Here is a 24,914-nt window from a genome sequence, read left to right as displayed (position 1 = left end):
CGGCCAGATCGCGCCAGCGGACCATAAATCAACGACTTAGGGCGCCCACACTCCCGACGTCGTGCACTGGAGCGCCTACGGGCGCATCCAGCACTCACGCAAAAGTCACGCAGGCGCGTCGTCATCCGACGGCGGCGACGGCGCCATGAAGTCGCTCGTGCGGTGCGACCTGTCGATGCCCCGGCGGATCTCGAGCGAGTCGTCGATGCGCACCGCGCCCGGGTAGCCCTGGGCGGTCTCCTCGGTCATCTTCCAACGGCTGCGGTACATGCGCCCCGGCCGGCGCGGGTCGGGCAGCATCCAGTTGTAGAGGTGCTTCTCGGTCGTCATCTCGACAGCGTACACACGCTACACACCCCATGCCTTAGGGGGCTTGCATTTGTGTACGGATAGCGTACATTCATTCCATCGCAGCACGCGATACCGCCGGCGGGAAGCCGGCACCCCTCAACCAGCACGGGAGTGCGAAAAATGAAGACGATCCAAGTTCTCCGCGACGCCAACGCCATCCGCGTCATCTCCCCCTACCTGCCTGCCTTCGTGGCTGCCGCCAAGCGCCTTGGCGGCCGCTGGCAAGCACCGGCCTGGGTCTTCGACATCCGCGACGATGCCCGCGTCTGCGAGATCTGCCTGCAGCACTACGGCACCGACGGCTCTCCGGCCGCGGGCCCGGTCGTCACGCTGCGTGTCGTCTTCGAGGCCGACTACGGCGAGCACAACGCCCCGATCCGCGTGGCGGGCCGCGAGGTCGCCAAGGCCCTGGGCCGCGACACCGGCGCCACGCTCGGCGACGGCGTGGTGGTGCTCGAAGGCGGCTTCAACAGCGGCGGCTCGATGAAGAACTGGAAGACGGTCGTGAGCAGCAAGGGCGCCACGATCCTGCTGCGCGACGTGCCCGCTGTGTGGGTCGACCGCCTGACGTCGGATCTGCCCGACGGCGTCGTGTCGGTGACGGTCGAGCCGGAAGCCCCGGTGATCGACCGCGCGGCGCTGTCCGAAGAACGCGTTCGCCTGATGGCGCGCCTGGCCGAGATCGACAAGCTGTTGGCGGAGGTCTGAGCCATGAGCAACCTCCAGCACATCCGCACGAGCTACAGCGCCCGGGTCCACTACAACGGCGGCACCGCGGAAGTCGGAACGTTCAGCGCCCTGGCCGAGGCCGAGGCCGCCGCGGAGAAGGAGCGCGAGCTGCAGCAGGGCTGGATCGACGATGATCTCCTGCCCGAACTGATCGCCGCCGCGCGCCAGCGGGCCGCCGATGATGGCGATGATCCCGACGAGGCTGCCGCCGAGGTCGAGGTCGACGCCGCCGAGGTCGAGATTCGCTGCGAGCTGTACCGCGTGGGCGACGAGGACATCACCGACGACGACGTCGCTCAGGCCATCGTCGAGGCCATCATCGACACGCCCTTCGTCCGCTGGCCGAAGAGCCGCGACGGCGACCGCGCCGGCCGGCCGATGCGCCTGCTGTTCGCGGACACGCCGACCCGCGATCACTGGTCGCCGATCGCGCTGGAGGACAGCGAGCAGATGCTGGCTTGGTTCACGGCGCACGGCCTCGAGTACCCGACGATCGCTCGCGAGGCGCGCCGGCGCGCCCGTGAGGCCGAGCGCGCGACCTGCCGCAACGAGCGCAACGCCGAGGCCCGCAAGGCCCAGGACGCGGTCGCCCGCGCGAAAGCCGACATCGAGCGCCTGCAGCGCGATCTGGCCGCGGCGCAGAAGGTTCTCCAGGTTGCCGAGGAGCAGGCGAAGCGCGCGCGCTTCGTGGCCGACGAGCACATCAAGGCCAAGGACGAGTTCCTTGCCCGCCGCATCCCGGTCTGAAGCGGAGGATCAACACCATGAGCCCCCAGGCCTGAACGTGGCAACCACTGCCGAACAGGCAGCTCAGGAAATGCTCTCCTGCTTTCGAGCCACATCAACTGCCGAACAGGCAGCTTCGACCCCATGAACCTCTTCACGATCGAGAACGCCGGCGCCGACCTCAAGGCGACGAACTACTGGGACAGCGAGCACGCCTCGGCGGGCTTCTGCTTCCTCTCGGCCAACGCTGGCACTTGGCGGCTGCTGGTGCCGGAGGCGGCCGAGCACTTGCTGGTCGAAATGCGCACCGGCAAGCGGGCCACGATCGAGCCGTCGATCCAGGCCGCCGGCTGCGTCGACGTCGTTTTCGAGGACGGCAGCGCGTCGCCGTTTTCGATCGCGATCGACAAGCGGCAGATGGACCGGGCCGCCCTGCCCGGCCGCTGCCGGCTGGCCGTCTGGACGCAGCGCGGCAAGGTGCTCGACCTGGCGTGCCGGGTGCGATGACCGCAGCCCTTCCACAGCCCACGCCGGCGGCCGTCCGTGCCGCCCGTGAGGCCGCCGGCCACACCCTGGCCCAGGCGGCAGCGCTGGTGCACTACGGCGCGCACTCGCGCTGGGCCGAGGCCGAGCGCGAGTCGGGCCCGGGCATGCGGGACCTGGCGAAGTGGGAGCTGTACCTGCTGAAGACTGGCCAGCACCCCGGTTTTTCGATGCTGCCGCGACCGCGTTAAATCCGCCACAGGCGCAGCAGTCCCCAGAACTTAGGGGGTTGTGAATACGCTCAATGAGCGTATTATTTGGACATCGCAGCACGGTGCTGCGATCCCGGGCCCCGGGGCAAGTGGGCGGGAGACGATGATGAGCAAGCAAGTCACGATCGCGGTCCGTAACGTCGGCCGCAATTTCGGTCACGTCGCGATCGTCAAGGACGTAGCCGGCGTCGAGCTGCACACGACGCAGACCAAGCCGTGGGGATTCCAGGCCAATGCGTACAGCGCTGCGGCGAACTGGGCGACGGACAACGGCTACGTCGTCGAGGCCGACGACGGCCTTGCTTTCCGCGTCGTGCGTCCCGGAGCCGGCGTCGTCAGCAGCCATTACACGCTGCGCGAGGCGGAATCGGCCATGCAGCGTCAGAGCGCGGGCGCCAACCGGCAGGGCGGGTACAGCCAGGACTACATCGAGCAGCGCGACGAAGACGGCCGATTCTCGCGGGTCGTCGAGGCCGACTGATGACCAACCACCCCGGCCGCAAGCCGGGGTCTGCCGATGGCTGGCCCATCCGCATGACCCCGGAGCAGTTGCGCGACATTCGGTCGCGCTGCGGGCTCACCCAGAGCCAGGCCGCCGAGCTGTGCGGCGGCGCCGCGCTGCGCACATTTCAGCAGTGGGAGGCCGGCGATCGAGCCATGCCGATGTCGGCGTCGGGCCTGCTGTGCTGCGCCGTCATCCTGCTGGGCATGCCGCCCGAGCCGCTGGCGCCGTGGCTGCCGAAACCGATTGCCGCGAAGCTGATCCCTCAGACGGAATAGAGCGCGCCACAGGCGCGCGGGCCGCTTTTGGCTACCACCCTACACGCATGCGCGCGTGCGCGCGCCAGCGCGGCGGAAACAGGCCTTGCCGCGGCGATTCAGCGCCGACCCTCCCGGGGCCGGTACTGCTCGCCGACGACGCGCCCGTTGCGGCTGTAGATGTAGCGCGTGCCGTCGGAGCCGCGGTAGACGTGCTGCTCGTACGTCACGCCGTTGATGATGTCGGTGTTGGTGCGCTGCGGCACGCCGTAGACCTGGACGCGTTCCCAATCGTTCATGGTGCCGGCGCCGGCGGCGTTGGCGGCCATGCGCTCGATCAACGCGGGGAAGGGCTCGAAGCTGTTGATGGGCGGCACGACGATCTGGCCGCCCTTCTGCCCGGCCTCACACGGGTAGTCCTGAAAGCCCACCGACCCGTCGGGCTTGGTGCACTTGTAGACGGTCTGGGCCTGGGCGGTGGCCACCGCGAGGGCCGCGGCGGCGATCAGGAGCAAGGGGACGAAGCGCATGTCGGGACCTCCCGGCCGCGATTTTGCGCTGGCGCCGGCGCGCCGCAATCCCCCGCTGGGCCTACGCGTAGGCGGTATCGCCCAGCCTGCACACGCAGTCGCCCGGCAGCTCGGGCGGCGGCAGCCGGCGGGCCTGTAGCGCCAGCTCACGCAGCAGCTGATCGACGGCCAGCATCTGCGCCAGCACGTCGCGGCGCAGCCGGGCGACGGACGGCGGCGGATCGGCCGTCCATCGCTGCCCGGGGATGGAGAGCACCCGGCCGGTGGCCAGGCTGACGCTGCAGATCTCGGTCATGGCGGGCCTCCCGGCGGCGTCAGCGAGTCGTAGAGCCGCTCGCAGCGGGCGCCGGCCGCGCCGCGCTCGTCAGCGATGCGCGCGTACGCACCCGCTCGCTCGTCAGCCGCTCGGTGCAGCTCGGCGAGCACTCGGGCGGCGTCGACGGCTGCCGCGCATCCGCCGGCAGCGGCGGGATCAGCGGCGGCGGCACTGGCTGCGGCGGCGACCCGCGCGTCGACAGCAGCGCGCAGCTCGTCAGCAGCGGCATCAGCAGCAGCACGCGCCAGGCGCTGGCGCTCGGTCTCTTGTTTCGCACGGTCGATCTCCTTGGCCTGGACGTTGAGGCGGCGCCCGGTCTCGACCAGGGCGCCGGTGAGGGCCTGCTCGCGCTGCTGCGCGGTCTGCGCCTGCTGCTGCAGCAGCTCGGCGCCGGCGGCGTGGGCGCGGTAGCGCTGCAGTCCGCCCCAGGCCAGCGCCGCGGCCACGGCCCAGGCCCAGAGGGGGATGGCGCGAAGCAGCGCCGCGATCACGCCCACCCGTCCCTCCGCTGGCGCCAGCGCCACCAGAGCCCCACGCCGGCCGCGGCGATCAGCACGACGGGCAGCAGGTACTCGGGCGGCAGGCCGAGGCCGTCGACGAGGACGCTGCGCACCGCGGTGACGGTGCCGCCCACGGCCGACACCTGGTCGCCGGCCTGGGCCACCAGCTGCACGACGCCGGCGGCGCCGGTGACGGCTGCCGCCTGGCCGATGGGGCTGCTGGCCAGCGACGACTCGGGCGCCACGGCCTGCACCGATGGCTGCTGCGGAGCGCCGGGCTCGGGCTGCAGATACAGCGCCTCTTCGGCCGCACGGCGCGACGTGAGGCCTCGGCTGGGGCGCAGCTTGCCGGTCTGCGGGTCGCGCACCTTGTTCCACAGCTTGAAGGCCCGCGCCGCGGCGTCCGCGTCGCCGCGGTTGTGCGCCTTGAGCACCGTCGACCCGCGGAACGCCGCCGGGCCGATGTTGTAGGCCAGGCTCACCATGGCCGCCAGCTGGTGCGGCGTGGGCGTGCGGGTGCAGGCGATCAGCACGGCCTGCGTCACCTCGCGCAGCGAGTCGCAGAAGCGCTTGTCGGCGTAGTCCTGCGTCCAGCGCGTTGCCGGCGTGACGCCCTCGGTCTCGCCGCGGCCGCAGGTCCAGACCCCGGCTTCGCACTGGTACGCGACGAGGGAGTTGCCTTCGCGTTCGGCGATGAGCACGACACCAGCCCACACGATGGGCCACGGCAGGTCTGGGTTGGGCAGAAGTACTGCCAGGGGTGCACTGGTCACAGCTGGTCTCCTCTCGGCGCCAGGGGCAGCGCCTGCTGGGTGGACGGGGTGACGCTCTGCAGGGCAGAGCGCAGCATCGAGATCTGCGCCAGCAGCAGCTGGCATTCGTCGCTGAGGGCCCGGCGCTCGGCGCTGAGCTGGCGCACCTGGCCGTTGAGCTCGAGCACCTGGCGCTGCAACTCGTTGACTTCGTCGGCGAGCGCGGCGTTCTGCGTGGCCATGCGCTCCAGCTCGGTGTGCAGCAGCTCGACGTGGGCGCGCTGCGCGTCGGTCTGGGCGATCGTCACGGAGTCGCTCTTCCACGCGATGCGCAGCTTGCGAAGCGCGAAGACGGCGCCGCCGAGGCCTGCGAGGGCAGCGGCGATCCAGCCGCCGGTTTCGCCCGAGGCGGGCAGGGGATTGGTCATGAGGGCCTTTCAATGGCCCGGCCGCCCGGCGGCGGTCGGGCGGTTGGTGATGCTGTGCTGTGCGCTGGGCGCGCTACGCGATGATCGACGAGAGCGAGACCTCGTAGTCGTCGACCACGACGACCTTCGACGTTTCGCTGCCGCCAGCCGCGGGTGGCGCAGACTCCGAACTGGTCAGCCAGAATCCGCCCAGGTCGTCAATTGCGATGAGCGTCGGCATTTCGATATCGCCGGTCGACGAGGAATGTGCGAATTCACCGTTGATGTAGAACGACGTCGTAATAGCCCCGGGGAACACGGTGCGCGTTATGCGGATTGACACCTGCTGGCCGACCGCAAAAGTCCAGATGCGCTGCGTGACCGTCTCGCCTTCCTCGATAGACACGGCTTCGAGGTACAGCGTGCTTGTGCCTTCTGCGCGAATGACGAGGTAAGACCGGGCCAGGATCTGCGGCGTCATGAGATAGCCGACGGCGCGCCCGTCTGCGCCGCTGCCAGGGTCCAGCACCTTGACCCTCAGCATGGTCCTGACGTTGGTCTCCTGCGAGAAATACGACCCCGTCGGGATCGGAGGCGGCAGGAGCGTCGCCGCGCTGCCGCCCGACGTCGACAGCCGCAGGTGCAGCGCCTCGTCGTCCCAAGGCGCCACACGCTCGATCTCGCCGCCGACCACGGTGAAGGGGCCCGGCAGCGTGCCCTCGTTGCGCAGGTCGTTGTAGTCGAACGTCGTGGACGCCAGCACGCCGATGAGCGCCTCGGCCGCGATCGTGATCTTGAAGACGTTGCTGCGCGCGATCGACGCGACCACGTCGCGCGCCTGCAGCGACAGCTCGACCACGTCGCCCATCGAGGCCGTGCCGCGGATGACGGACCCGTCGAGCACCGCCCACCAGGGCAGTTCTCCTGACGCGACGGAATACTCGATGTCGCCGATGCCGCCGTCCCAGAACGACGACACGTCGAACGCCACCTGGGAGCCGGCGATCGCTGTGATGTTTGGGATCTCGCCCACGAATTCGAGAATCACGGGCGTTTCGATGACCTCGCCAATCACGTGCTCGATCGGGTCGCCGTCGGGCGCCTGCGTTTCGACCACGCCATTACGCACAAACGCATTGGAGCCGACGGGAACGGTCGTGCCGCGCGCACGAATGCGACCGCCGGACACCAGGCCGCCCGAATAACCGAACGGGGTCAGACCCAGCGGCAATTCAATCGTGCTGGTGGCGTCTGCATTGTGCTCGACGACACGGCCCAGCAGCACCGGGGCGTCCGGCAGTATTTGCTTCAGGCGGACAAAGAGATTGCTGCTCATGATCAGATCACGCGAATGGTGAATGCCGGCGCGTCGATCTGCCGGTACTCGGCGTCCACGCAGCGCAGCACGATCCCGCCGTACTCGCCGACCGCAGTGGGCGTGCCGACGAGCTCGCTGCCGACGATCGACAGGCCGGGCGGCAGGCTGCCGGAGCGCAGCGTGACGACGAAGGGCGGCCGGCCGCCGCCGAATCGCTCGGCCAGCGGCTCCAGCACTTCGTAGCCCAGGTCCAAGTCGATGTCGTCGGCCGAGGCCACCAGCAGCGGCCGCGCCGTCGCGCCGGGGCCGTACACGCCCGGCGGCAGGCCCAGGTGCCGCTCGAGCACCACGGTCTGCCGGATCTTGGGCAAGTTGGCCGCGACCGACACGCGGCGCACGCGGCCCACCCAGGGGCCGTCCGGGTCATCGACGACGCGGACGATCTGGCCCACGCGCAGCAGCCCCGGGCGCCCCGGCCCGACGAGCAGCGGCAGCTGCATCTGGATGTTGGCCTGCGCCCCGGAGCGGCACAGGATCACCGTGCCGCGCTGCCTGATCGCCGGCTGGCCTGTGAGCAGCTGGTCGGTCACGAGGGGGTGCTGCACCGAGCCCGTCGTGCCCGCCCAGCGGCAGAAGCCGAGCACGCCGCTCTGCTGGCCCGCGAGGTACACGCCGTCGTAAGACGGCTGGTCCGCCCGCTCGAGCGAGTCGACCAAGACAGCGTGCACCGACACCTCGGCGTCCGGCGCGACGGCGGGCCACTTCGGCGTCAGCACGGCGTACCGCGGCCGCACGATGAGCTTGGGCTCGACGGGGTCGCTCTCGACGATGGCTTCGATCGTCGCGGCCAGGCGCCGGACGACGTCGATCGGCGAGCCGCTCAGGGAGAATGCGGTGGCCGGGATGTCCCAGTCCTCGACGCGCCAATCCACCTCGACGCCGGTGTAGACCATCGCGTAGGCCGCGATCTGCGCCGCGGTGCTGAAGGTGTCGCACGACCACTGCCGCACCGGCTGATACGGGGAGCCGGCCGCGATCGTCACGCTGCGGCCCACGATCGACGCCTGGGTCTTGGGCAGGCTGCGCGAGCGGGTCACGGTGTCGACGGCGAAGCGCCAGGCCACGCCGTCCAGCGTGACCAGCAGCTGCGCCGGCTGCTCGCCGGACGTGAGCCGGCGGAAGACCTCGTCGCCGGCCTGAGCCTGCAGCGTCCAGTACGCGGAGTCCTCGTCGGTGGAGATCGTGAGCGACGCCAGCTCGATGAGCGTGTCGTCGCGCAGGTCGATCACGGAGGCCTCGTGCGCCGCCTCGTACACGACGCCGTCAGGCAGACGCGGCACCTCCGGCGGCTCGGGGTCCACCGGCGTGCCGGTGGCCGGCGGATCGCGGGGGATGTACTCGCTGCCGCCAGTGCTGCGGAGGTACGTCGCGACGCCCCACGCGACGGCCAAGCTGCGGCGCAGCATGCGCCCGCGCCCCCAGGCCGTGCCGAGGCTGCGGCGCACGACTTCAGCCATCGACTTCCCCCGCGACGAAGAAGCGGGCGTTGTCCGTGTCCTCGTCGCCGGCGACGAGATCGGGCGACGCGTAGCGCAGGGCGTCGACGTACGCCGAGGCCCCCGACGTGCGGAAGCGCACCGCGTACCCCGTCAGCCACCCCTGGCTCCAGCCCGAGGCGAGCATCGTGAAATAGGGCTGGTTCGTGGCCGGATTGAGCGGGCTGAAATCGTTCTCGATGTTGCCGACAGCCACCGTTCCCAGGCGCTGCCCCACGACCTCGAAGGTCGTCGAGTTGCGGAAGACCAGAGCCCACTCTTCGGTCACCGCGCCATCGTTGACCAGAGGGATCAGCCCCGTGTACTTGGCCGCCGGCGACAGCGTGCCGGCCGGCGGCGGCGACCAGTTGCGGGCCCAAGTCTGCAGCGTGTACGGCACCGTCTCGACCAGCGCGAGCAGCCGCGTCGCCGCGGTTCCCGGGCGCTGCAGCGGAGCGACGATGGACGAGATGACGGCGCCCGCGGGGTAGGTGTTGGCCAGCGGCGAGTCGAAGACGAGCGTGCCGGTGTGGGGCAGCACGTCGGTGAGCAGCCGCGTCTCCCACACGGCGTCGTCGGTGGGGTGCTGGATCGCGACTCGGTCGTAGCGGAAAAGGGTCGGCACGTACAGCGGCGACGACAGGCTCATGGCCTGGGCGCGCAGCCGCGGCGGCGTGACGGGAACGCTGGTCGCGCCGGCGGCCACGCCGGCGGTGGTCGTCACCGCGGCGGCGAAGCCCTCCAGCCGCGTGATCAGCGTCAGCGACCCGGCATTGCTGCCCGGCGGTACCGGCACGCTGGGCAGCGGATTCCACAGTGAGGGGTTTTCTCCGGTATACCCCGACACGACGTAACGACGGCGGTATTTCCCGTAGGTCGAAACATATTCCACGACCGAGCCGACAGGCACCACGACGGGCACGTCGTACGCGCTTCGCGTTTGGCTATCCGTCGTGAAAACGGTCCCCGAAAGCGAGCCGTTGAGAATGATGGTTTCGCTCGGCGGGGCGGCGCTGATATTTGCGCCTTTGAGAATCACCTCGACCGCCGGATTCTGGGGCACGGACCGGATGCCCAGGTACGGCCGATCGAACAGCTCCTGCGAGGGAGTCATGGCCGCGACGTACAGCCGTGCGCTGCCACCGCCCGAGGGGTTGTAGGAGTCCGACGGCGACAGGTCGAGGAACAGATTGTTCTCGACGCCGTCTTGCACGCCGCTACTGCTCATCGACCCATCGGCCGCGGCGCGAAAGAAATAGAGGTCGTCCGCAGTCATCGGCATTTCATTCCACCTTCAGGAATCGCAGGGTCACGTCAAAATAATCCGCCTCGGGGTCGTCGGAATACCCATACGCGGGGACGGCCTCGACGGGAACGACCTTCGGCATGAAAAGCACCGTGTGCTGCTCGCCGCGGTAATCGAGCGTCATGCGCGCAGCCGGCACCCGAGACAGCGCCATGAGCTGCGACAGCTGCTCGTGCGTGAGCCAGATGTTCGTCACCAGGGTCATCGGGCGGCCGGTCTTGCGCACGGCCTCGACCACCGGGCGCCCGGTGATGCTGTAGGAGAGCTCGGCCTCGACCGGCTGGTACGCGTACTCGTCCTGCCAGGACACGTCCCCGGTGAAAGTCACGCTCGTCGACAAGTAGGTCAGCGTCGTGTCCATGCCTCATCAGCCTCCCGCAGACCGCTTGGCCTGCTCGAGCGCGCCCAGGAAGCCCGCGGCGACGTCTTCCTCGAAATATCCGGCGTACATCTGCCCGCCGCCGACCACAAGCTCCACGCGCACCGTGCGGGACGGCGCAGGGGCCGGGCTGGGCGTGGGGCTCGGCGTGGACGGCGCGGGGTCGGGAGGCAGCATGCCCCCCGAGCCGACGCCACCCTGCTCCGGGATGCGCATGTCAGGCTTCTTGCCGCCGCTGCCGCTGCCGCTCTTGGCCGGCGTCCAGCCGACACGCCCAACGCTGGTGCCCGGCTCGGGGGTCCCCAGCGGGCGCCGCGCGGAGTACACGCTCGGGTCGCGCGTCCAGTAGCCCACCCCGACGATCGCCACGCGGCTGCTGCCGCCGGTGTAGTTGCCGCGCAGGGCCGCCTCGGGGCTGACGCCATCGCCAGTGCGCGAGTCGCCGACGAAGGTCCAGCCCTCGCCAGGCGGGGGCGGGAAATTCACGCTGCCGGTGAAGCGCTGGCCGCCGACGATGGCGAAGCCGTTCTTGTCATAGCTGACGTCGCCGCCGGCGTTCGTACTGCCACCGCTCGCCGTGCCGCCGTTGTTGGACACGACACCGGCATTGCGGCCGTCGTCGCCGAAGCCCGCCAATCCATCGCCGCCAACCAGGCGGGAGGGGTCGGACTTGAGCAGCTCGTCGTAGGCCTTCTGCGCCTCGCTGAGCTTGTCCGTCAGGCCCTGCGTGGCCGCGCCGGCTTTGTCCATCGCGCTCTTGAACGCATCCCCAAGCCCGGCCACCGCCGCCTTGCTCTCGAGGATCTTGCGCTCCAGCGCCACCTGGTAAGGCTCGATGCCCTTGTTCGCGGCGATGGCCGCGTCGCGGTACTGCTGGAAGGCCTTGATCTGGTCGGACAGCGAGACCTCCGTGCTGCCCTTGATCTGCTTCCACGCGGCCGCGTACTGGTCGGCGGTCTGGGTCAGCTCGGCGCGGGTCTTGAGCCCGAAGGTGCGCAGCGCCTCGCTCAGGCCGTTGATGCCGGGCTTCAGCTCGTCGGCCTTCTTCTGCACCTTGGTCAGCGCCTCGGCGACCTGCTCGCCGGCGAGCTTGCCTTCCTTGCCGAAGCTCTTGATGCGGTCCTCGACGGCCTTCAGCGTCTTCTCGGTTTTGGCCGCCTCGGTGGCCTTGTCGATCGCCCGCGCCAAGGCGTTGCCGGCTTCGGCGCTGGTGTTGCCCATCTTTTCCAGCGTCTGGGCGAGCACGTCGACGTCATTGATGGCGCTGGTCGATGCAGCGCTGAAGCCCGTCTGCAGCTCTTGGAGCGAGGTGCCGGCACGCTGCAGAGACTCCTGAGCAATGGCGTCGATGGCCACCGCCAGGCGCCGCGCGCCCTGCTCGCTGCCGTCGAACGCCGCCAGCGCCAGGGTCTGGAAGCCGACGAGATCGACGCCCTTCAGCGCACCGGCCAGCGACACGCGGATCTGGTCGCCCGTGACCTTGCCCTTGACCTCCAGCGCGTCCAGCGCGGTGATGGCGGTCTGGATACCGGAGACATCGCTCAGGTCCAGCGACTTGGCCACCTTGCCCATTGCCTCGGCGACGCTGTCACCCTTGGCCCGCATGCCGTCGAAGTCGGCGACGATCTTCTTGGCCTCGGCGGAGAGCCCGAAGGACGCATCGGCCGCCCGCTGCGCCTGCTGGGCCAGCTCGGCCTGTGCGGCGGCATTGGCACGCGCGGCGGCCTCGTCGGCCTTCATCGACCGCTCGAGGTCTTCAAGCGCTTGGTCGTAGCCCTGCAGCTTGGCGATGCCCTCGCCGAGGGCAGTGCCAATCGTCTCGAGGTTGGTGACGACGCCGATGAGCGACAGGGTCTTGAGCGTAGACAGCACGCCGGCCAGCCGGCCCGCGGCCGCGGCACTGGCACCGGCGGCAGCCGCCGCCCCTTGCTGGGCTGCGGCGTTGGCGATGGTGGCCGTGGTGTTGGCCGCCACGGCCACGGTGGCCGCACGCGCGGCCGTGGCCGTTTCGAGGAACGCGCCCGCCAGGCGCAGCGCGGTGTACGCGGCAGCGGCCTTGCCGGCGGCCCAGAGCAGCGTGCCCAGGGTCTCCAAGTTCTCCGCCAGCAGGCCGATGGCCGACGCTGCGGCGCTGCTGATGCCGTTGGCTTTGTCGACCTCGCCGACGTAGCGGATCCACTCGTTCGACAACCGCTCCAGCGCACGCCCCACGGTGGGCGGCAGCTGGTCGAACTCGGCCTGCAGCGCGGCCGACTGGCCCTGCAGGGCGGCCACGACCTGCTGCGCGGTGAGCGCACCGGCCGAGCCCAGCTCGCGCAGCTGGCCGATGCTGACGCCCAGGCCGTCGGCCAGCGCCTTGGCCAGGCGGGGCGCGTTTTCCAGCAGCGACCGCAGCTCGTCGCCCTGCAGCCGGCCCGAGGCGATGGCCTGCGCGAACTGGGTGACGCTGGCGCCGGCCTCCTGGGCGCTGGCGCCGCTGATCTGCAGGGCTTGCGAGACGGTCTCGGCGAGCTGCAGGGCGTCGGCCTGGGCGAGGTTCATCTCGCGGCCGTTCTGGAGCAGCTTGACGACCAGGCCGCCCACGCTCTCCACAGCGACGCCGGTGCGCTGCGCGATGTCGAAGACACCCGAGAAGGCAGCCTCGAAGTCGCCGCTGGCGCCCGTCGCGATCTTGATGCGTGCCGCCAGGTTGCTGTAGGCGTCGGCCGTCTCGCCGACGTCTGCGGCCAGCGAGCCGATGATGGTGCCGCCGGTGGCGGCGAGCGCGATGTTCTGGAGCGTGCGCAGCTGGCCCGTGAGCTGCGACATGGTGGTCGACAGCGTCGAGGCCGCAGCGGACTGCTCGCGGTGGCCAGCGGCGGCCGCACGCGCGGCGGCGGCCGTGGCGGTGAGCTGCGACGGCAGGCGGCTCTGAGCGGTCACCAGCCGGTCGGTGTCGATGCCCTGCTGGCGCAGCGCGGTGGCGGCCTGAGCCTGCGTCTGGGCGGCCTGCTGGAAGGCGATCTGCGCCTGGCGGGCGGCCTCGCTGAGGCGCTGCAGCTGGCGCTGCTGCAGCGTGGTGATGTCGTTGGTATCGCCCAGCTCGCGGCGGAAGGCCTCAACGGCCGCATCGGCCTCGCGGAAGCGCTTGGCCGCGGTGTCGGTCTCGGCGGCCAGCGCCTTGAAGCCGGTGATCGCCTGGGCCTGCTGGCCGAGCTGCGATACCTCGGTGCGCACGCCCTGCAGCGCGTCGCGGAGCTGGCGTTCCTTGCCGGCCACCTGCTCGGTGGACACGCCCATCTGCGTGAGCGCGGCGCGCGACACGTCGAGCTGCTGGGTCTTCTGCTGCAGCTGCTCCTTCGCGGCCTGGACGGCGTCGCGCAGCTTCTGCATCGCCGCGGCCTGCGACTGCGTCGGCGTGGCCACGCCGGCCAGCTCACGGCCCAGCTTCTGCGCTGCCGCTTGCGCCTGGTCGAGCGCCACCTTGGCCTCTTGCGTCTCGCGCTTGAGGCCGACGAAGGTGTCGAGCGCGCCTTTCTGGGCGCCCAGCTCGCGCAACTCGTTGGTGAGCTTTTGGGCACGCGTGGCCACCGCAGGGTCGAGCGACTGGTCGACCTGCTTCAGCGCGGCGGCTGTCTCGCCCAGGTCACGCCGGAAGCCTTCGGACGCGGCGTCCAGCGACCGTATGGCCTTGACCGCGGTGTCGGCCTCGCTGGACAGCGTCTTCAGCCCGGCGCCGCTCTGCGCGGCCTTGGCGAAGTTGGCGACCTCGGTGCGGGCGGACTGCAGTGCATCACGCAGCTCGCGCTCTTTGGCGGCCACCTGTTCGGTGGACAGGCCCATCTGCGTGAGCGCGGCGCGCGACACGTCGAGCTGCTGGGTCTTCTGCTGCAGCTTCTCCTTGGCCGACTGCACTGCGTCGCGCAGCTTGGCCATCTGGCCGGTCTGGGCACGCGTGGGCGCTTCGGTGGCGGCCAGCTCCCGGCCCAGCTGCTGTGCAGCAGCCTGCGCCTGGTCCAGGGCTCTCTTGGCTCCTTCGGTCTCGCGCTTGAGCGTGACGAAGGTGTCGACGGCGGCCTTCTGCTGGCCCAGCTCGCGCAGCTCGGTGGCGAGCTTCTGGGCGCGTGCGGCGACCGTGGGGTCGAGCGAGTCGTCGACCTTCTCCAGCGCCGCGGCCAGGCCCAGCACGTCCTGCTCGCCTTCGGCATTGGCGAGGATGTCGTAGCGGATGCGTGGGTCGGTCATGTCGGCAGCGCTGGAGGCTGAAACGAGACCGGGCGGCACGACGGCCGCCCGGTGGGGAGAGCGCCCGGGTGGGGCGCGGAGCCTGAGCTCAGCTCAGGAAATCGACGTAGTACGGCGCGGTCTCGCCCGGCACGAGCATCGGCGTGCCGACGATGTCGACCTCGACGACGTCCGAGGACAGCAGATCCACCTCGCCGTTGGCCCGCAGCAGCACGCGCGGCACACGGGCCGTGACGTCCTTCTGCGTGGCGAGCTCGACGCCGTCGAACAGGATCTCGCCGTACAGCGCGGGCTTCTTGCCGGCCTCCAGCGTGGTGCCGGCCACGGCACCATAGCTGTACGCGGTCTTGAGGATGAGGCCGGTGTCTTCGTCGGCCGCGTCCACGGCCGTGGCCAGCGTGCTGCCGGGGATAGCCTCGATCAGCCCCAGACGCGGGTTGACGACGCGGTAGTCGACCCCCTCTTGGTAGGTGGTGCTGCCGGTCATGGGCGCCAGCACGACGTTGGACACGGCGCGATGCGGCAGCCGGCCCGCCAGGCCCTTGGCCAGGGTGATGCGGCCGTCATCGGCATCCACGGTGCCAGCGGTCTGGCTCAGCGCCGTCTGCGCGGCGATCCACTGGAGGCGGAAGGCCGTCAGGGAGTTGCCCAGCAGCTTGAAGCCGATGGACGACTGCTGCGCCTGCGGCAAGGCGAAGACGGGCTGGTTGTAGCCGTCGCGCGTCTTGGCCAGCTTCTGCTTCAGCTCGGACGGGGTGTTCAGCTTGAAGCTGTCGGTGGGGATGATCGGGCTGAAGCCGAGCTTCTGCCCGGCCTCGCTCTCGAAGGCGATACGGAGATCGCCGGCATACAGACCCATGGTGGGTTCCTTTCCGCGGCCTCAGCGGGCCGCACTCGGGTACGTTTGGTTGTAGGTGACCTCGAAGGCCGTCATCAGCACCGCGCCAGGCGCCACCGTGGTCTTGAGGTCGGGCTCGAGCTCGACCTCCTTGCACGACTGCACCTCTTCGCTGCCCATCGCGTCGATCAGGAAGCGCCCGCCGCGCATGAGGTCACGCGCGGCGAAGTGGTCCTCGTCGGCCTGCTGCAGCCCCGCGCCGACATCGCCGGCGACGCACGCGCCGACGACGATGCGCATGACGCGGCGCTCACGCAGGCCCGCCTGGAGGCCCAGGCTGTCACCGCGGTGCAGGACGAAAAGCATGCGCGTCGCGCCAGCGGGCAGCGACATCGGCAGCGGCGGGTTGCACCGCCACGCGATGCCGCGGCTCTTGGCGAGCTGCTCGAGGTGCTCAGCGACGAGGGCGCTGATGCGGTACCAGTTGCTGTTCATGCGGTCGGGTCCGGGGCCAGGTAGACGATCGACTCCGCGCCATCCACGACGCGGCGGGGCTGGGCCAGCACGCGCCAGGCTTTCGGGTCTTCGACGGGCTCGCCGTCGACGGTGCGCACCGTCTGCAGCGTGTCGCCCTCGGCCAGGTCAGCCCAGGCCGTGGGGTACTGCAGCTGGTGCTGGCCGGCGACGACGTGGCCCTCGAAGGCATCGACGTCCAGCACGGCCAGGATGCCCCGGAAGGACTGGTCGTCCTCCCCGGGGCGCGAGCGCGTGCACAGCACGGCCCAGTCCTCGTCGTAGAGGGCGTCGAAGTCGTCGTCGAGCATGGCCGGCGGCGGCTTAGGCCATGACCTTCGCGCGGAAGGTGGCGTTGACCCGGTACGGCACCAGCAGCGGCGCGCTCTGCAGCAGCAGGTAGCGGATGCTCGGGTCTTGCTCGAGCCAGGACTTGGGGAAGTACGGCTCGGCCTGCAGCGAGTCGTGGTCGAGGATGGCGCCGAAGTGGCGCACGCCTTCGACGTTGTCGCCGGCCACGCCCAGCACCGTGCCCGCGGGCAGGTTGGCGGCCTCGTTGCCCGTCTTGGGGTCGACGGACCAGCCGCTGTAGACCCAGATGTTGAAGCCGGCGACGTTGCCCATGAAGACGAGGCCCTCGCGCTGGATGGCGTCCGGGCGCAGGGTACTGTCGCCGCGAGTGCGGTCCAGGTACTCCTTCACCGACGGCTTCTTCCGGAAGACCTTCCAGACGTCGGCCGTCATGATGAAGTCGGTGAGCGCGACGCCCGAGCGCAGCAGCGAGGCGTTGGACCAGTCGTCCAGGTCGTCCAGCGGGTCGACCGTTTCCACCGACCAGTACACGCCCGAGGCCAGCGCCTTGGTCAGCGACGAATCGCGGCCGAAGTCGACGACGACCTCGGGGTAGTCGTCACCGGAGATCGTGACCTTGCCGTCGTAGAGAACCTTGGCGGCCATCCACTCCAGCCGGCGCTCCAGCATCTCGAGCTGGTCCTGCAGGTCCTGGGCGAGCAGGATCTCCATGCGCTGCTGGGGCGTGTAGTCGCCGCCGCCGATGGTCTCGCCCATCACGCGCTTGAGCGCGCGGTTGGGCGTGAAGATGCGCTTGTCCTTGATGTACGCGGGCTTGAAGGTCGTCGTGGCGAAGCCGCGCCCCTTGACCACCTTGCCGGCCACCAGCGGCGACACGAAGGGGCTGATGCGGCGCGGCTTGTTCTCCACGTCGAAGTGGATCTCCTCGCTTTCGTCGACGACGATCGAGGAGAAGAAGCGCGCCGCCAGGCCGAGGGCCGGGGTGCGCAGGTCCCGCACGATGGCGAGCAGCGTGTCGGTGCTGAAGAGGTCCATGGTCAGACGCCCCCTTGCTGGGTGATGAGGAAGATGCCGCGGTCGGCGAGGCCGGCCTTGATGCTGGCAACCGTGTGGCCGGCACCCAGGATCAGCGCGTCGGCGAGGAAGTCGCCGCGGGTGTAGGCCACGGTGTTGGCGTCGGCCGCGGTGGCGTCGCAGTCGTGGGCCAGGATGGCCACCGGCGTCTGCGAGCCGTCGCTCGCCGCCGAGGCGCTGAGCTTGTACTTGCCCGACGCCGTGATCTGGCCCAGCAGCGCGCCGCGCTTGAGGTTCTGGCCGCTGGACAGCACGATCGGCTCGTGCAGCAGCAGCTGGGCGTTCTGGGCGACCAGGCCGTCGGGCGTGAAGCCTTCGGACTTGTAGGTCGCGAGGAAGTTGTCCATGGTGGGGTCTCCCTATCAGGCCTTGGAGGCCTGGCGGTTGGTGATCGCGGCCAGGCCGGCCACGGCGCGAGCCGCGATCGACTTGGGCGTGTCCTTGTCGCCGGCGGCGGCAGCCGCGGCGGCGGTCTTGGCAGCCGGCGGGGCGTCGCCGCGGTGGGCGGCGGCCGCGGCGGCGGTGGCGGCCCGCTCGGCGGCCAGGATGGCCGCGGCGGCGCCTTCGCCGGTGGTCTTGCCGTCCAGCGCGAGCTGCATGACGAGGGCCGCGTGGCCCTGCATGCCCTCGCCCTGGGCGAAGACCGCGCGCACGCGCTCGGTCTCGGCCGCAGCGCCGGCCTGGCGGCCTTCGGCGAGGCCGCGTTGGTAGCCTTCGGCCCGGGCAGCTTCGAGCTGCTCGGACGTCGGGGCCTGGGCAGCCGCTTGACCGCCCTTTTCGGTACCTGACATGGAGGGTGCTCCTTTGGCGTCAGTGGTGGATCGGGCGGTCTGCCCGACGGAATGAGGCCGCGAGCGCATCGCGGCCAGCTCGGAAATCAGGGCGTCGGCGGTGGTCACGCGGGACACCAGGCCGGCCTGTTGCGCGGCCTCGCCGCGGTAGGTGCGCGCCTGGGTGGCCCGCACCGCTTCGATCGACAGGCCCGTGTGCCGCGCAACGGCGATGACGAACTGGTCGTAGATGCCGTTGATCTCGGCCTGCAGGTCCGCCGCCACGGCGGCCGGCAGCGGGCCGAAGGGGTTGCCGTCGACCTTGTGGTCGCCAGCGAAGATGTGCGTGACGCGGATGCCGTCCTTCGCCAGCGCGCCGGACCAGTCCACGTGCCGCATCACGACGCCGATGCTCCCGGCGTAGCCGGTGCTCGTGATCGCCAGCTCGTCGAAGGCACTGCCGCCCAGGTAGGCGGCCGACGCCGCCATGCTGTCGGCGATGGCTCGCATCGGCTTGCGGCCGCGTAGCGAGTACACCCGGTCGGCGTACTCGAAGGCACCCGCCACCTCGCCGCCCGGCGAGTCCCAGATCTGCACGACGGCGTGGACATCGGGGTCGGCCATGGCGGCCTCGAGCTGAGAGGCCAGGGTGTTGTAGCCCAGCATGTAGTTGGAGTCGGCGGCCTTGAACTGCGTGCGGTGCACCAGGGCGCCGCTGGCGTAGATGACCGCCACGCCGTCGGTGACGGCATAGCCGTTGTCCGACCGCTCGCCGCGGCGCGTGCTGAACAGCTCGCGCGGCAGCTGCTCGGCGGTGGCGTCGGCGCCGTCGTCGACCACCGGACCACCGAGCAGGCGGTGGCCGAGGCCGGCGATGATGGCGTCCAGCTTCTGCGGGTGGACGAGCAGCGGGCAGTTGAAAAGCTGCGCTGCGAGGTGCGGGTACTTCATGCCCGACGGCTCCAAAAAGCAGAACCCCCGCTCAAGGCGGGGGCTGCGGGTTGATGCGATGCGCGGGTCACGATGCGGACCCTGCGTGCCAGCCGCCGCCGCTCAGGCTGAGCGGGCGGCTGCCGGTGGGCTGCGACGTCGCGGCGATGCGCGAGCCGTCGGCGGCAAGGAAGACCCGACGGTCAGAGGCCGACGGTGCAGACGAGTGGATGTAGCGGCCGTCGGGGCCGAGGATCAGGGACGGGGGCAGCGAGACGGCCACCGCCGGGATGGACGCGTATGCCCCGCCCGGGAGCTGCGCCCGGAGAGCTTCGTTCCCAACAGCGATGACCTCGCCGAGGGCGTGATAGACGCGGGTGATCGGCACGTCAGGTCACCCTCGGGACCGGGCAGACGTACACCGTCGTGCTGGCGCGAGTCAGACGCACCGTCGCGATGCCGACGCAGTCCTGACCGACGTACACGGTCACGCCCAGCGTCTGCCGCACCGGAGACGTGACGCCCGCCGTGGCCCACGTCGTGCTGCTGCTGGCCTGCGCCGCCGGCGACAGCGGATTGGCGGGCGCGTCGGACGCCAGGCTGTAGAGCGTGCTCGCCGCGCTGCCGGCAAAGGCCAAGTCGACGCTGATCTCCGCATCGGTCAGGGTCAGGCCATCGGTCAGCGTGTCGATCTCGATCGTGCGCGTGCCGGCCGACAGCGGGAACTTGATCTGCAGGCTGTCGAGCGTCAAAGCGTTCGCGGCCTTGACCATGCGCCAGGTCTTCTCGACGCCGGCGGGCTTGATCGAGGTCTCCGTGTAGAGGTCGCCCGCCAGCTCGGCGACTTGGTCGCGGCGGATGTCGCCGCCGCTGTCACAAGCCAACATCTCGATGCGCCCGCCGGTGCGACGAGTGCCGGTCCACAGCGCCCCGACCCACGACGCGGGAAGTTTGCACCCGATGAACTGCACAAGACCGGGCACTTGCAGCTCGCAGAGGTTCGCTGACCAACTCAGCGCGGTCATGTCGACGCCGATGATCCGCGTCGGCTTCTGCGATCTTGCCCGAACGCGCATTACGGGGTTTGGCGTCCCAGTTCCCGCCAAAAATGCCCCGCCGTTCCACTCCAGTCCGCCTGAGCAAATATCCAAAAAAGTGCTTCCGTTTGCCAGAAACACCGTGCAGGAGTTCCACACCACGCGGATCAACGGATTTCCGTATTCGGTGCCTATGAACAGCCTGGGGCTTGAGAAGTAGGACGACCTGACCTGAAACGAACAGCCCCAGAACTCTTGCACGCCGTCGGCCCTTGCCAGGGTCAGCGCCCCGCCGGAGCGAAACGTCATGCCATACGCTCGCACGCTGCCGTCTATCGTGAATTCCGCGTTTGGGTTGTCGGCTTGAGTCCCGATTTGCGCTCCTGGGGAAACCGACGTCGGAACGGCGCTCGCATCCGACGTTGAGACCAGGCGCACGGGTGCAGCGACCGTCCCCGCAAAGTTCAACGTCAGATTGGTCGTTCCGGACTCACTGTGGGTAGACCAGAAAAAAATCGTGTCGCCCGCTGCGTCAATCGCTGCAGCGCCCGCGGAAGTGGCTTTTGCAAGTTCCCACGAGGCCCCGCTGTCACTGTCGCTGCCGTCGCTGCTGCGCACGAACAAGTTAGGCATTCCCGGCCTCGACGATCTCGGTAGCACGGGCGGAAGTCAGCACACCCATTGCGACGTACAGCGCCAGCATGGCCTGAATGCGATCGTCGAAAGGCCGCCGGATGTTCTGAGCCATCCGATAGTCCTCAAGGCCGGTGCGGATCTGCGCTTTCTGCTGGTCCGTCAACTGCTCGGAGGTCTCGAAGGTCGCGTGCAGCGCGTCCGCCGCCATCCTCTCGGCCGGCGTGAACAGCTCGCGAAACTGCAGCTTCGTCAGCGGCAGCAGCGTCCCCGCCACCAGCGCTTCGGCCGCGTCACGCGCGGCGAGCTGCTGGTTCAGCGTGGCGGCGCGCGCCTGCAGCACCGCGCCGACGTCCTGCTCGCCACGCAGCCAGTCGAATTCGTAGGCGCCGCCCGCGCTGTCGACGTGGCGCTCACGCACCCACGTGCGGCCGTCGGCCTGCGGTGCGCCCTCGGTGTAGCTGCTTTCGACGATGTGGGTCATGGCTCAGACCGGCACGACGAACCAGCGGTCGTCGGCCACCATGTAGCTGTCGTTGGGGGAGACGCCGCGGGTGTCAGGCCGGAAGCGATGCAGCCCCGCCTTGATCTCCCACATCGTCAGGTGCTCGGAACAGAACCACGCGCGCGGGTCCTGCCAGTCGCGATTGGCGGGCACGCCGACGGCGCCCCGCCAGTCGTACCGCCGGCCCACCGTGCTGCGCGCCCAGGCGCGGCCGGCGGCCTCGTCGGGCACGCGGCGCTCGACCATCACCCACTGGCTGCTGCGGCGGATGACGTCGGCCACCGGCGTGATGACGACGCCCTCGAAGGCCCGGGCCTCGATCACGTGCTCGTCGTCGACCAGGCCAGCGCAGTGCGACCAGCGCCGCAGGCCGTCGAACGTGCGGATCGCGATCGAGCCGATCGCGTGGCTGCGGCAGTAGATCGCGCGCATGGTCTGGTCGCCGGCGTCAGGCCAGGGTCACCGGCGCGCCGGACTGGAAGTTGATCGCAGTGGCGCTGACCGCGAAGCCCACCGGCTGCACGATGTTGCCCGCAGCGCTGGGCACCGTGGCGCCGGCCTTGCCGGCCGTCGTCTGCAGGTACACCGGGCCCGGCGTCTGCCCGGTGACCTGGGTGTTGGTGCCCTCGAAGTAGACCGTGGCCGCCGCGGCGTTGGCCACGGCAGCCAGCACGAAGCCGTGCGCTTCCTTGCCCGCGACGGTGGCGTCGGCCTTGCGCGCCTTGAACGCGCCGGAATCGGCCCAGATGTTGACGAAGTCACCGGCGGCCAGCGCCTCGCTGGCGGTGATGCTGGCGGTGTCGGCACCGATGCCGACGGGCATCATGGTGTTGGAGAGGCGGCCCGTGTCGTCGAGAGCCACGAGGTCGCCGGCGTTCGCGGCGCCGGCGCTGGTCTGCACACCGAAGACTTCCTGGATCGCACCGGCGACCAGGCGAAGAAACTTTTTCGCGGCCATGAGGCTGCTCCTTACGCGATGACGATGGGCGGCTGCAGGCGCACCAGCACCCGGTCGGGTGCGACGGCCCAGCCGACGACGAGGGAGAAAACAGCGCTCACCGGCAGGCTCTGCACGAGCACGCCGCCGAGGCCGAGGTAGACCGGCTGGTCGGGCGTCCAGGCCCAGCCGGCGTGCTGCACCAGGCCGGCGGCCTGGACGGTGACGGTGTCGCCCTGCTCTGCGGCACCCAGCGAGACGCCGGCGATGCGCAGCGCGTCGCTGAGCGTGTCGCAGGACGCATAGACAGCCTGGCCGGCCGCATCCACGGCCAGCACGCGATGGCCGCCGACGGCGACGGCGGCGACGTAGTCGGCGCCGGCACCCGCTGCAGGGCCTGCGGGGCCCGGCGGGCCGGCCAGGCCTTGCGCGGCGGCCAGCGTGGTGACGATGGCGGGCGGCGGGGTGAGCGTGCTCACGGGGTGTCCTCCCGCGTCACTTCGGCTTGCACGCGCAGCGTGCCCCGCAGCAGCCGCCACACCTGGCCGAGCGCGTCTTCGAGCTCGACGTCGTAGGCGTAGGTGCTGGCGGGGTCGGTGAGCTTCTCGCCGGCCGTGAGCGCGGCGGTCTGCTCGTCGCTGAGGCCGAAGGTGTACCAGCCCTCGGTGCGGTCAGGCGCGTAGCTGATGACGAACTCGGCCAGCACCTCGGTGGCGAGCGCCGAGCGGCGCACTTGGCCACGGACCACGCAGCCCGTCAGGTCCAGCGGCGTGCCGTCCGGGTTGGTGAGCGTGTGCCGCACCGGGCCGAAGGTGGCGCCTTGCGACAGCTCGAGGTCCCAGACGGTGCCGGTGTTGCGGTAGGTGGGCAGCTTGGTGGCCATCAGACCGTGCCCCCGTTGCCGTTGTCGCCGTTGCCGCCGCTGGTGTCCTGCTGCTGCGCCGCGGCGCCGGCACGCTGGGGCTTCACGAAGCCGTCGGCCTTCATGCGGCGCTGCTCGGCCAGCTTGGTCGGGTACGTGGCGTTGAAGTCCGTGCCGAACAGCTCCCACTCGGCCCGCTCGTGCGAGCACAGGCCCGCATCGATCGCGTCGCGGAAGGCCGTGACCTCGTCCTTCGGATTGAGCGAACCCTGGCTGTCGCCGAACCAGAGCGCCCGCGTGTAGGCCCAGCGGATGCGCGGGTCGCGGAAGAAGCCCGGCGCGCGGATGCGGCCCAGGATGACGGCTTCGGCCAGCCACGTCTCGTACACCGGCTGGCAGAAGTCGATGACCGTCTGCATGCGCACGGCGCGGTAGTGCGTCCAGGCGTCCAGGAACGCGGCACGCGCGGCCGTGTACGAGGTGCTGAAGCGCTTGACCAGCAGCTCGCGGCCTTGGTGGGTGCCGGCGCCGAGCTGGTCGAGGACCGCTTCGACGAAGGCGGCAAAGGCCGTGTTGGGCCGCGTCGGGATGACGGGTTTTGCCGTTTCGCCTCTCGCCAGCGACAGCACATGGCCCGGGCCCATCTCGAGGTCAGCCGGGCCAGGCGCTTGCGGCCCTTGGGGCTCGCCAGCCTTGATGACGGTGGGGCCACCGGCTTGGGGATCGTTGCCCTGCAGGCCGAACACCGGCGACGCATTGCCGCTTTCGGTCTCGATGATCAGCGTGAGCCAAGAGTTCGTGATCGCGGCCTTGATCTCGGCGTCGGTGTAGTCGCCGAGCAGCTTGAAGAGCGCGATCACCGGGGCCAGGTACGGCACGCCACGGGGCTGCTCGGGCCGCTCCTTCACGAAGTGGTGCAGGATGCGGTGGCGGCCGGACGGGCCCACCGGCTCGTACCACTGGCCGGCGTAGCGCAGCGCCTTCAGGCGGTCGCCGGGGTGCGTGTCGTAGACGTGGATGCCGGTGACAAGGCCGCCGTCAGCAGCGCGCCGGATGCCGCCGCTGATAAGGTCGGTGTCGGGCAGGCCGCCGGGGTTGCCGACGCGGTCGGCCTCCAGGACCTGCAGGCGCAGCGCGTAGGGCTGGGTGGCGGTGGGCCGGCCGTCGGGCAGCACGGTGAAGCCGTCGCCGCTGACCATCCGGGTCATCGTCACCAGGTCCTGCTGCTGGTAGAAGGTCAGGTCCCCGTACCAGTCGCATTCCTTCGAGTCCGCCCACAGCGAGAACTCGGCCGCGGTCTCGGCGGACCACTCGGCGGCCTGCTCGGGCGTCATGCCCAGCGTCTTGGCGTGCGGCTGCGGGCTGAGCGCGAGGCCGGTGCCGATGGCACGGGCGACGCTGGTGCGGATGGCGCTGTGCGCCAGCGGATGGTTGCGGTACAGGTCACGCGACTGGCCGCGCAGGCCCGGCAGGTCCTTCAGCGTGTCGGCCTTGGCGCTGCGCGGTGCGGCTTTCCAGCGCCGGAGGAAGCTGTCCTGCCCGGACGTGCTGACGTGCCCACCGGCAGACGCCAGCACGCCCGGCAGCTGGTCGGCCAGGTCCATGCGGATGCGGGCCGCCGCACGGCGTGCGCCGGCCTCCGGGCTGACGTAGCCGATGGCGCGATCGAGCAGCGTGCGGCGCATCAACGGCACCCCGGCACGATGCGGTAGGCGCGGCGAGCGCCGGGCTGCAGGGCGGCGATCTGGCGATCCAGATCGGCGATGGCCTCGCGGATGGTCGCCAGGTCTGCGCGGCGGACGGTGCGGGCGTTGCCGCCCTGCCCCACCTGGGTCTCCTGCGCCTTGAGGGCCTTCAGCTCCGCGTCGAAGTAGGCCGCGCGGCGGGCCTGGAGATCAGCGAGTTGCGTCATGGCG

The 24,914-nt window shown here is 70.3% G+C and carries 32 protein-coding genes; 6 read left to right on the top strand and 26 right to left on the bottom strand.

The genetic code is table 11. The features are described 5' to 3' along the window. Window positions 1-105 precede the first annotated feature (105 nt). Window positions 106-330: a hypothetical protein gene (locus G5B56_RS19620; RefSeq protein WP_164964329.1), complete on the bottom strand. Its 225-nt coding sequence runs from the start codon at window positions 328-330 to the stop codon at window positions 106-108. Window positions 331-471: 141 nt separating this feature from the next. On the opposite strand from G5B56_RS19620, the gene G5B56_RS19615 reads away from it, so the two are divergent. The 6 genes from G5B56_RS19615 (at window position 472) to G5B56_RS19590 (ending at window position 3,341) form a co-directional block, all read left to right on the top strand. After that, window positions 472-1,059 (top strand): hypothetical protein, encoded by a 588-nt coding sequence (locus tag G5B56_RS19615; protein WP_164964328.1) that lies wholly within the window; start codon window positions 472-474, stop codon window positions 1,057-1,059. A gap of 3 nt (window positions 1,060-1,062) precedes the next feature. Continuing rightward, complete coding sequence (locus tag G5B56_RS19610; protein WP_164964327.1) at window positions 1,063-1,827, top strand: hypothetical protein; 765 nt, start codon at window positions 1,063-1,065, stop codon at window positions 1,825-1,827. 123 nt (window positions 1,828-1,950) lie between these two features. Continuing rightward, window positions 1,951-2,313 carry a hypothetical protein gene (locus G5B56_RS19605; RefSeq protein ID WP_164964326.1) on the top strand — a complete coding sequence of 121 codons (363 nt, stop codon included), beginning with the start codon at window positions 1,951-1,953 and terminating at the stop codon, window positions 2,311-2,313. Next, window positions 2,310-2,540 (top strand): XRE family transcriptional regulator, encoded by a 231-nt coding sequence (locus G5B56_RS19600; RefSeq protein WP_164964325.1) that lies wholly within the window; start codon window positions 2,310-2,312, stop codon window positions 2,538-2,540. Before G5B56_RS19605 ends, G5B56_RS19600 begins: the two co-directional genes overlap by 4 nt. A 127-nt stretch (window positions 2,541-2,667) precedes the next feature. Next, entirely contained in the window at window positions 2,668-3,042 is a 375-nt protein-coding gene (locus G5B56_RS19595; RefSeq protein ID WP_164964324.1) for a hypothetical protein, read from the top strand. After that, window positions 3,042-3,341, top strand: coding sequence for a hypothetical protein (locus tag G5B56_RS19590; protein WP_164964323.1), 300 nt, complete (start codon window positions 3,042-3,044; stop codon window positions 3,339-3,341). The genes G5B56_RS19595 and G5B56_RS19590 overlap by 1 nt, the downstream gene beginning before the upstream one ends. Window positions 3,342-3,439: 98 nt before the next feature. Here the strand turns inward: G5B56_RS19590 and G5B56_RS19585 are convergent, their stop codons facing one another. The 25 genes from G5B56_RS19585 to G5B56_RS19465 form a co-directional block, all read right to left on the bottom strand. After that, a complete protein-coding gene (locus tag G5B56_RS19585; RefSeq protein WP_164964322.1) occupies window positions 3,440-3,850 on the bottom strand; it encodes a DUF4124 domain-containing protein in 411 nt (136 codons plus the stop codon). Window positions 3,851-3,911: 61 nt separating this feature from the next. After that, window positions 3,912-4,145, bottom strand: a complete 234-nt coding sequence (locus G5B56_RS19580) for a hypothetical protein (protein WP_164964321.1) — start codon at window positions 4,143-4,145, stop codon at window positions 3,912-3,914. Further along, window positions 4,142-4,663 carry a DUF2514 family protein gene (locus G5B56_RS19575; RefSeq protein ID WP_164964320.1) on the bottom strand — a complete coding sequence of 174 codons (522 nt, stop codon included), beginning with the start codon at window positions 4,661-4,663 and terminating at the stop codon, window positions 4,142-4,144. The genes G5B56_RS19580 and G5B56_RS19575 overlap by 4 nt, the downstream gene beginning before the upstream one ends. Further along, a complete protein-coding gene (locus G5B56_RS19570; RefSeq protein ID WP_164964319.1) occupies window positions 4,654-5,439 on the bottom strand; it encodes a lysozyme in 786 nt (261 codons plus the stop codon). Before G5B56_RS19570 ends, G5B56_RS19575 begins: the two co-directional genes overlap by 10 nt. Continuing rightward, complete coding sequence (locus G5B56_RS19565) at window positions 5,436-5,846, bottom strand: MbeD/MobD family mobilization/exclusion protein (RefSeq protein WP_164964318.1); 411 nt, start codon at window positions 5,844-5,846, stop codon at window positions 5,436-5,438. The genes G5B56_RS19570 and G5B56_RS19565 overlap by 4 nt, the downstream gene beginning before the upstream one ends. A 73-nt stretch (window positions 5,847-5,919) precedes the next feature. After that, window positions 5,920-7,161: a hypothetical protein gene (locus G5B56_RS19815; RefSeq protein WP_206023557.1), complete on the bottom strand. Its 1,242-nt coding sequence runs from the start codon at window positions 7,159-7,161 to the stop codon at window positions 5,920-5,922. Window positions 7,162-7,163: 2 nt separating this feature from the next. After that, a complete protein-coding gene (locus tag G5B56_RS19555) occupies window positions 7,164-8,609 on the bottom strand; it encodes a hypothetical protein (RefSeq protein WP_164964317.1) in 1,446 nt (481 codons plus the stop codon). 43 nt (window positions 8,610-8,652) lie between these two features. Then, a complete protein-coding gene (locus G5B56_RS19550) occupies window positions 8,653-9,954 on the bottom strand; it encodes a hypothetical protein (protein ID WP_164964316.1) in 1,302 nt (433 codons plus the stop codon). Window positions 9,955-9,961: 7 nt separating this feature from the next. Further along, window positions 9,962-10,345, bottom strand: coding sequence for a hypothetical protein (locus tag G5B56_RS19545; RefSeq protein WP_164964315.1), 384 nt, complete (start codon window positions 10,343-10,345; stop codon window positions 9,962-9,964). Window positions 10,346-10,351: 6 nt separating this feature from the next. Next, the gene (locus G5B56_RS19540; RefSeq protein ID WP_164964314.1) at window positions 10,352-14,587 is read right to left on the bottom strand and encodes a tape measure protein; all 4,236 of its coding nucleotides are present in this window, start codon (window positions 14,585-14,587) and stop codon (window positions 10,352-10,354) included. 88 nt (window positions 14,588-14,675) lie between these two features. Next, entirely contained in the window at window positions 14,676-15,446 is a 771-nt protein-coding gene (locus G5B56_RS19535) for a hypothetical protein (protein ID WP_164964313.1), read from the bottom strand. Window positions 15,447-15,467: 21 nt separating this feature from the next. Next, window positions 15,468-15,920, bottom strand: a complete 453-nt coding sequence (locus G5B56_RS19530) for a hypothetical protein (RefSeq protein WP_164964312.1) — start codon at window positions 15,918-15,920, stop codon at window positions 15,468-15,470. Then, window positions 15,917-16,249, bottom strand: coding sequence for a hypothetical protein (locus G5B56_RS19525; protein WP_164964311.1), 333 nt, complete (start codon window positions 16,247-16,249; stop codon window positions 15,917-15,919). The genes G5B56_RS19530 and G5B56_RS19525 overlap by 4 nt, the downstream gene beginning before the upstream one ends. A 13-nt stretch (window positions 16,250-16,262) precedes the next feature. Further along, window positions 16,263-17,285, bottom strand: coding sequence for a major capsid protein (locus G5B56_RS19520; RefSeq protein ID WP_164964310.1), 1,023 nt, complete (start codon window positions 17,283-17,285; stop codon window positions 16,263-16,265). A 2-nt stretch (window positions 17,286-17,287) separates the two neighbouring features. After that, window positions 17,288-17,671 (bottom strand): head decoration protein, encoded by a 384-nt coding sequence (locus G5B56_RS19515; protein ID WP_164964309.1) that lies wholly within the window; start codon window positions 17,669-17,671, stop codon window positions 17,288-17,290. Window positions 17,672-17,686: 15 nt separating this feature from the next. Beyond that, window positions 17,687-19,045, bottom strand: a complete 1,359-nt coding sequence (locus G5B56_RS19510) for a S49 family peptidase (protein ID WP_164964308.1) — start codon at window positions 19,043-19,045, stop codon at window positions 17,687-17,689. Between the two features lie 67 nt (window positions 19,046-19,112). Further along, window positions 19,113-19,412, bottom strand: coding sequence for a hypothetical protein (locus tag G5B56_RS19505; protein WP_164964307.1), 300 nt, complete (start codon window positions 19,410-19,412; stop codon window positions 19,113-19,115). A gap of 1 nt (window position 19,413) precedes the next feature. After that, window positions 19,414-20,694: a hypothetical protein gene (locus G5B56_RS19500; RefSeq protein WP_164964306.1), complete on the bottom strand. Its 1,281-nt coding sequence runs from the start codon at window positions 20,692-20,694 to the stop codon at window positions 19,414-19,416. Beyond that, window positions 20,687-21,178: a hypothetical protein gene (locus tag G5B56_RS19495; RefSeq protein ID WP_164964305.1), complete on the bottom strand. Its 492-nt coding sequence runs from the start codon at window positions 21,176-21,178 to the stop codon at window positions 20,687-20,689. Before G5B56_RS19495 ends, G5B56_RS19500 begins: the two co-directional genes overlap by 8 nt. A 3-nt stretch (window positions 21,179-21,181) precedes the next feature. Continuing rightward, on the bottom strand, window positions 21,182-21,631 hold the full coding sequence (locus G5B56_RS19490; protein WP_164964304.1) for a hypothetical protein: 450 nt from the start codon (window positions 21,629-21,631) through the stop codon (window positions 21,182-21,184). A 16-nt stretch (window positions 21,632-21,647) separates the two neighbouring features. Next, on the bottom strand, window positions 21,648-22,157 hold the full coding sequence (locus G5B56_RS19485; RefSeq protein ID WP_164964303.1) for a hypothetical protein: 510 nt from the start codon (window positions 22,155-22,157) through the stop codon (window positions 21,648-21,650). Between the two features lie 11 nt (window positions 22,158-22,168). Continuing rightward, on the bottom strand, window positions 22,169-22,615 hold the full coding sequence (locus G5B56_RS19480; protein WP_164964302.1) for a hypothetical protein: 447 nt from the start codon (window positions 22,613-22,615) through the stop codon (window positions 22,169-22,171). Next, entirely contained in the window at window positions 22,612-23,019 is a 408-nt protein-coding gene (locus tag G5B56_RS19475) for a hypothetical protein (RefSeq protein ID WP_164964301.1), read from the bottom strand. The genes G5B56_RS19480 and G5B56_RS19475 overlap by 4 nt, the downstream gene beginning before the upstream one ends. Continuing rightward, window positions 23,019-24,683: a phage portal protein gene (locus tag G5B56_RS19470; protein WP_164964300.1), complete on the bottom strand. Its 1,665-nt coding sequence runs from the start codon at window positions 24,681-24,683 to the stop codon at window positions 23,019-23,021. The genes G5B56_RS19475 and G5B56_RS19470 overlap by 1 nt, the downstream gene beginning before the upstream one ends. Continuing rightward, on the bottom strand, window positions 24,683-24,910 hold the full coding sequence (locus tag G5B56_RS19465) for a hypothetical protein (protein ID WP_164964299.1): 228 nt from the start codon (window positions 24,908-24,910) through the stop codon (window positions 24,683-24,685). Before G5B56_RS19465 ends, G5B56_RS19470 begins: the two co-directional genes overlap by 1 nt. Between the last annotated feature and the right edge of the window lie 4 nt (window positions 24,911-24,914).

The organism is Rubrivivax sp. JA1026 (genome assembly GCF_011065555.1).
GTDB lineage: Bacteria > Pseudomonadota > Gammaproteobacteria > Burkholderiales > Burkholderiaceae_C > Rubrivivax > Rubrivivax benzoatilyticus.
The sequence above is the reverse complement of the archived record's forward strand: the minus strand, read 5'-3'. Positions and strand labels throughout refer to the sequence as shown.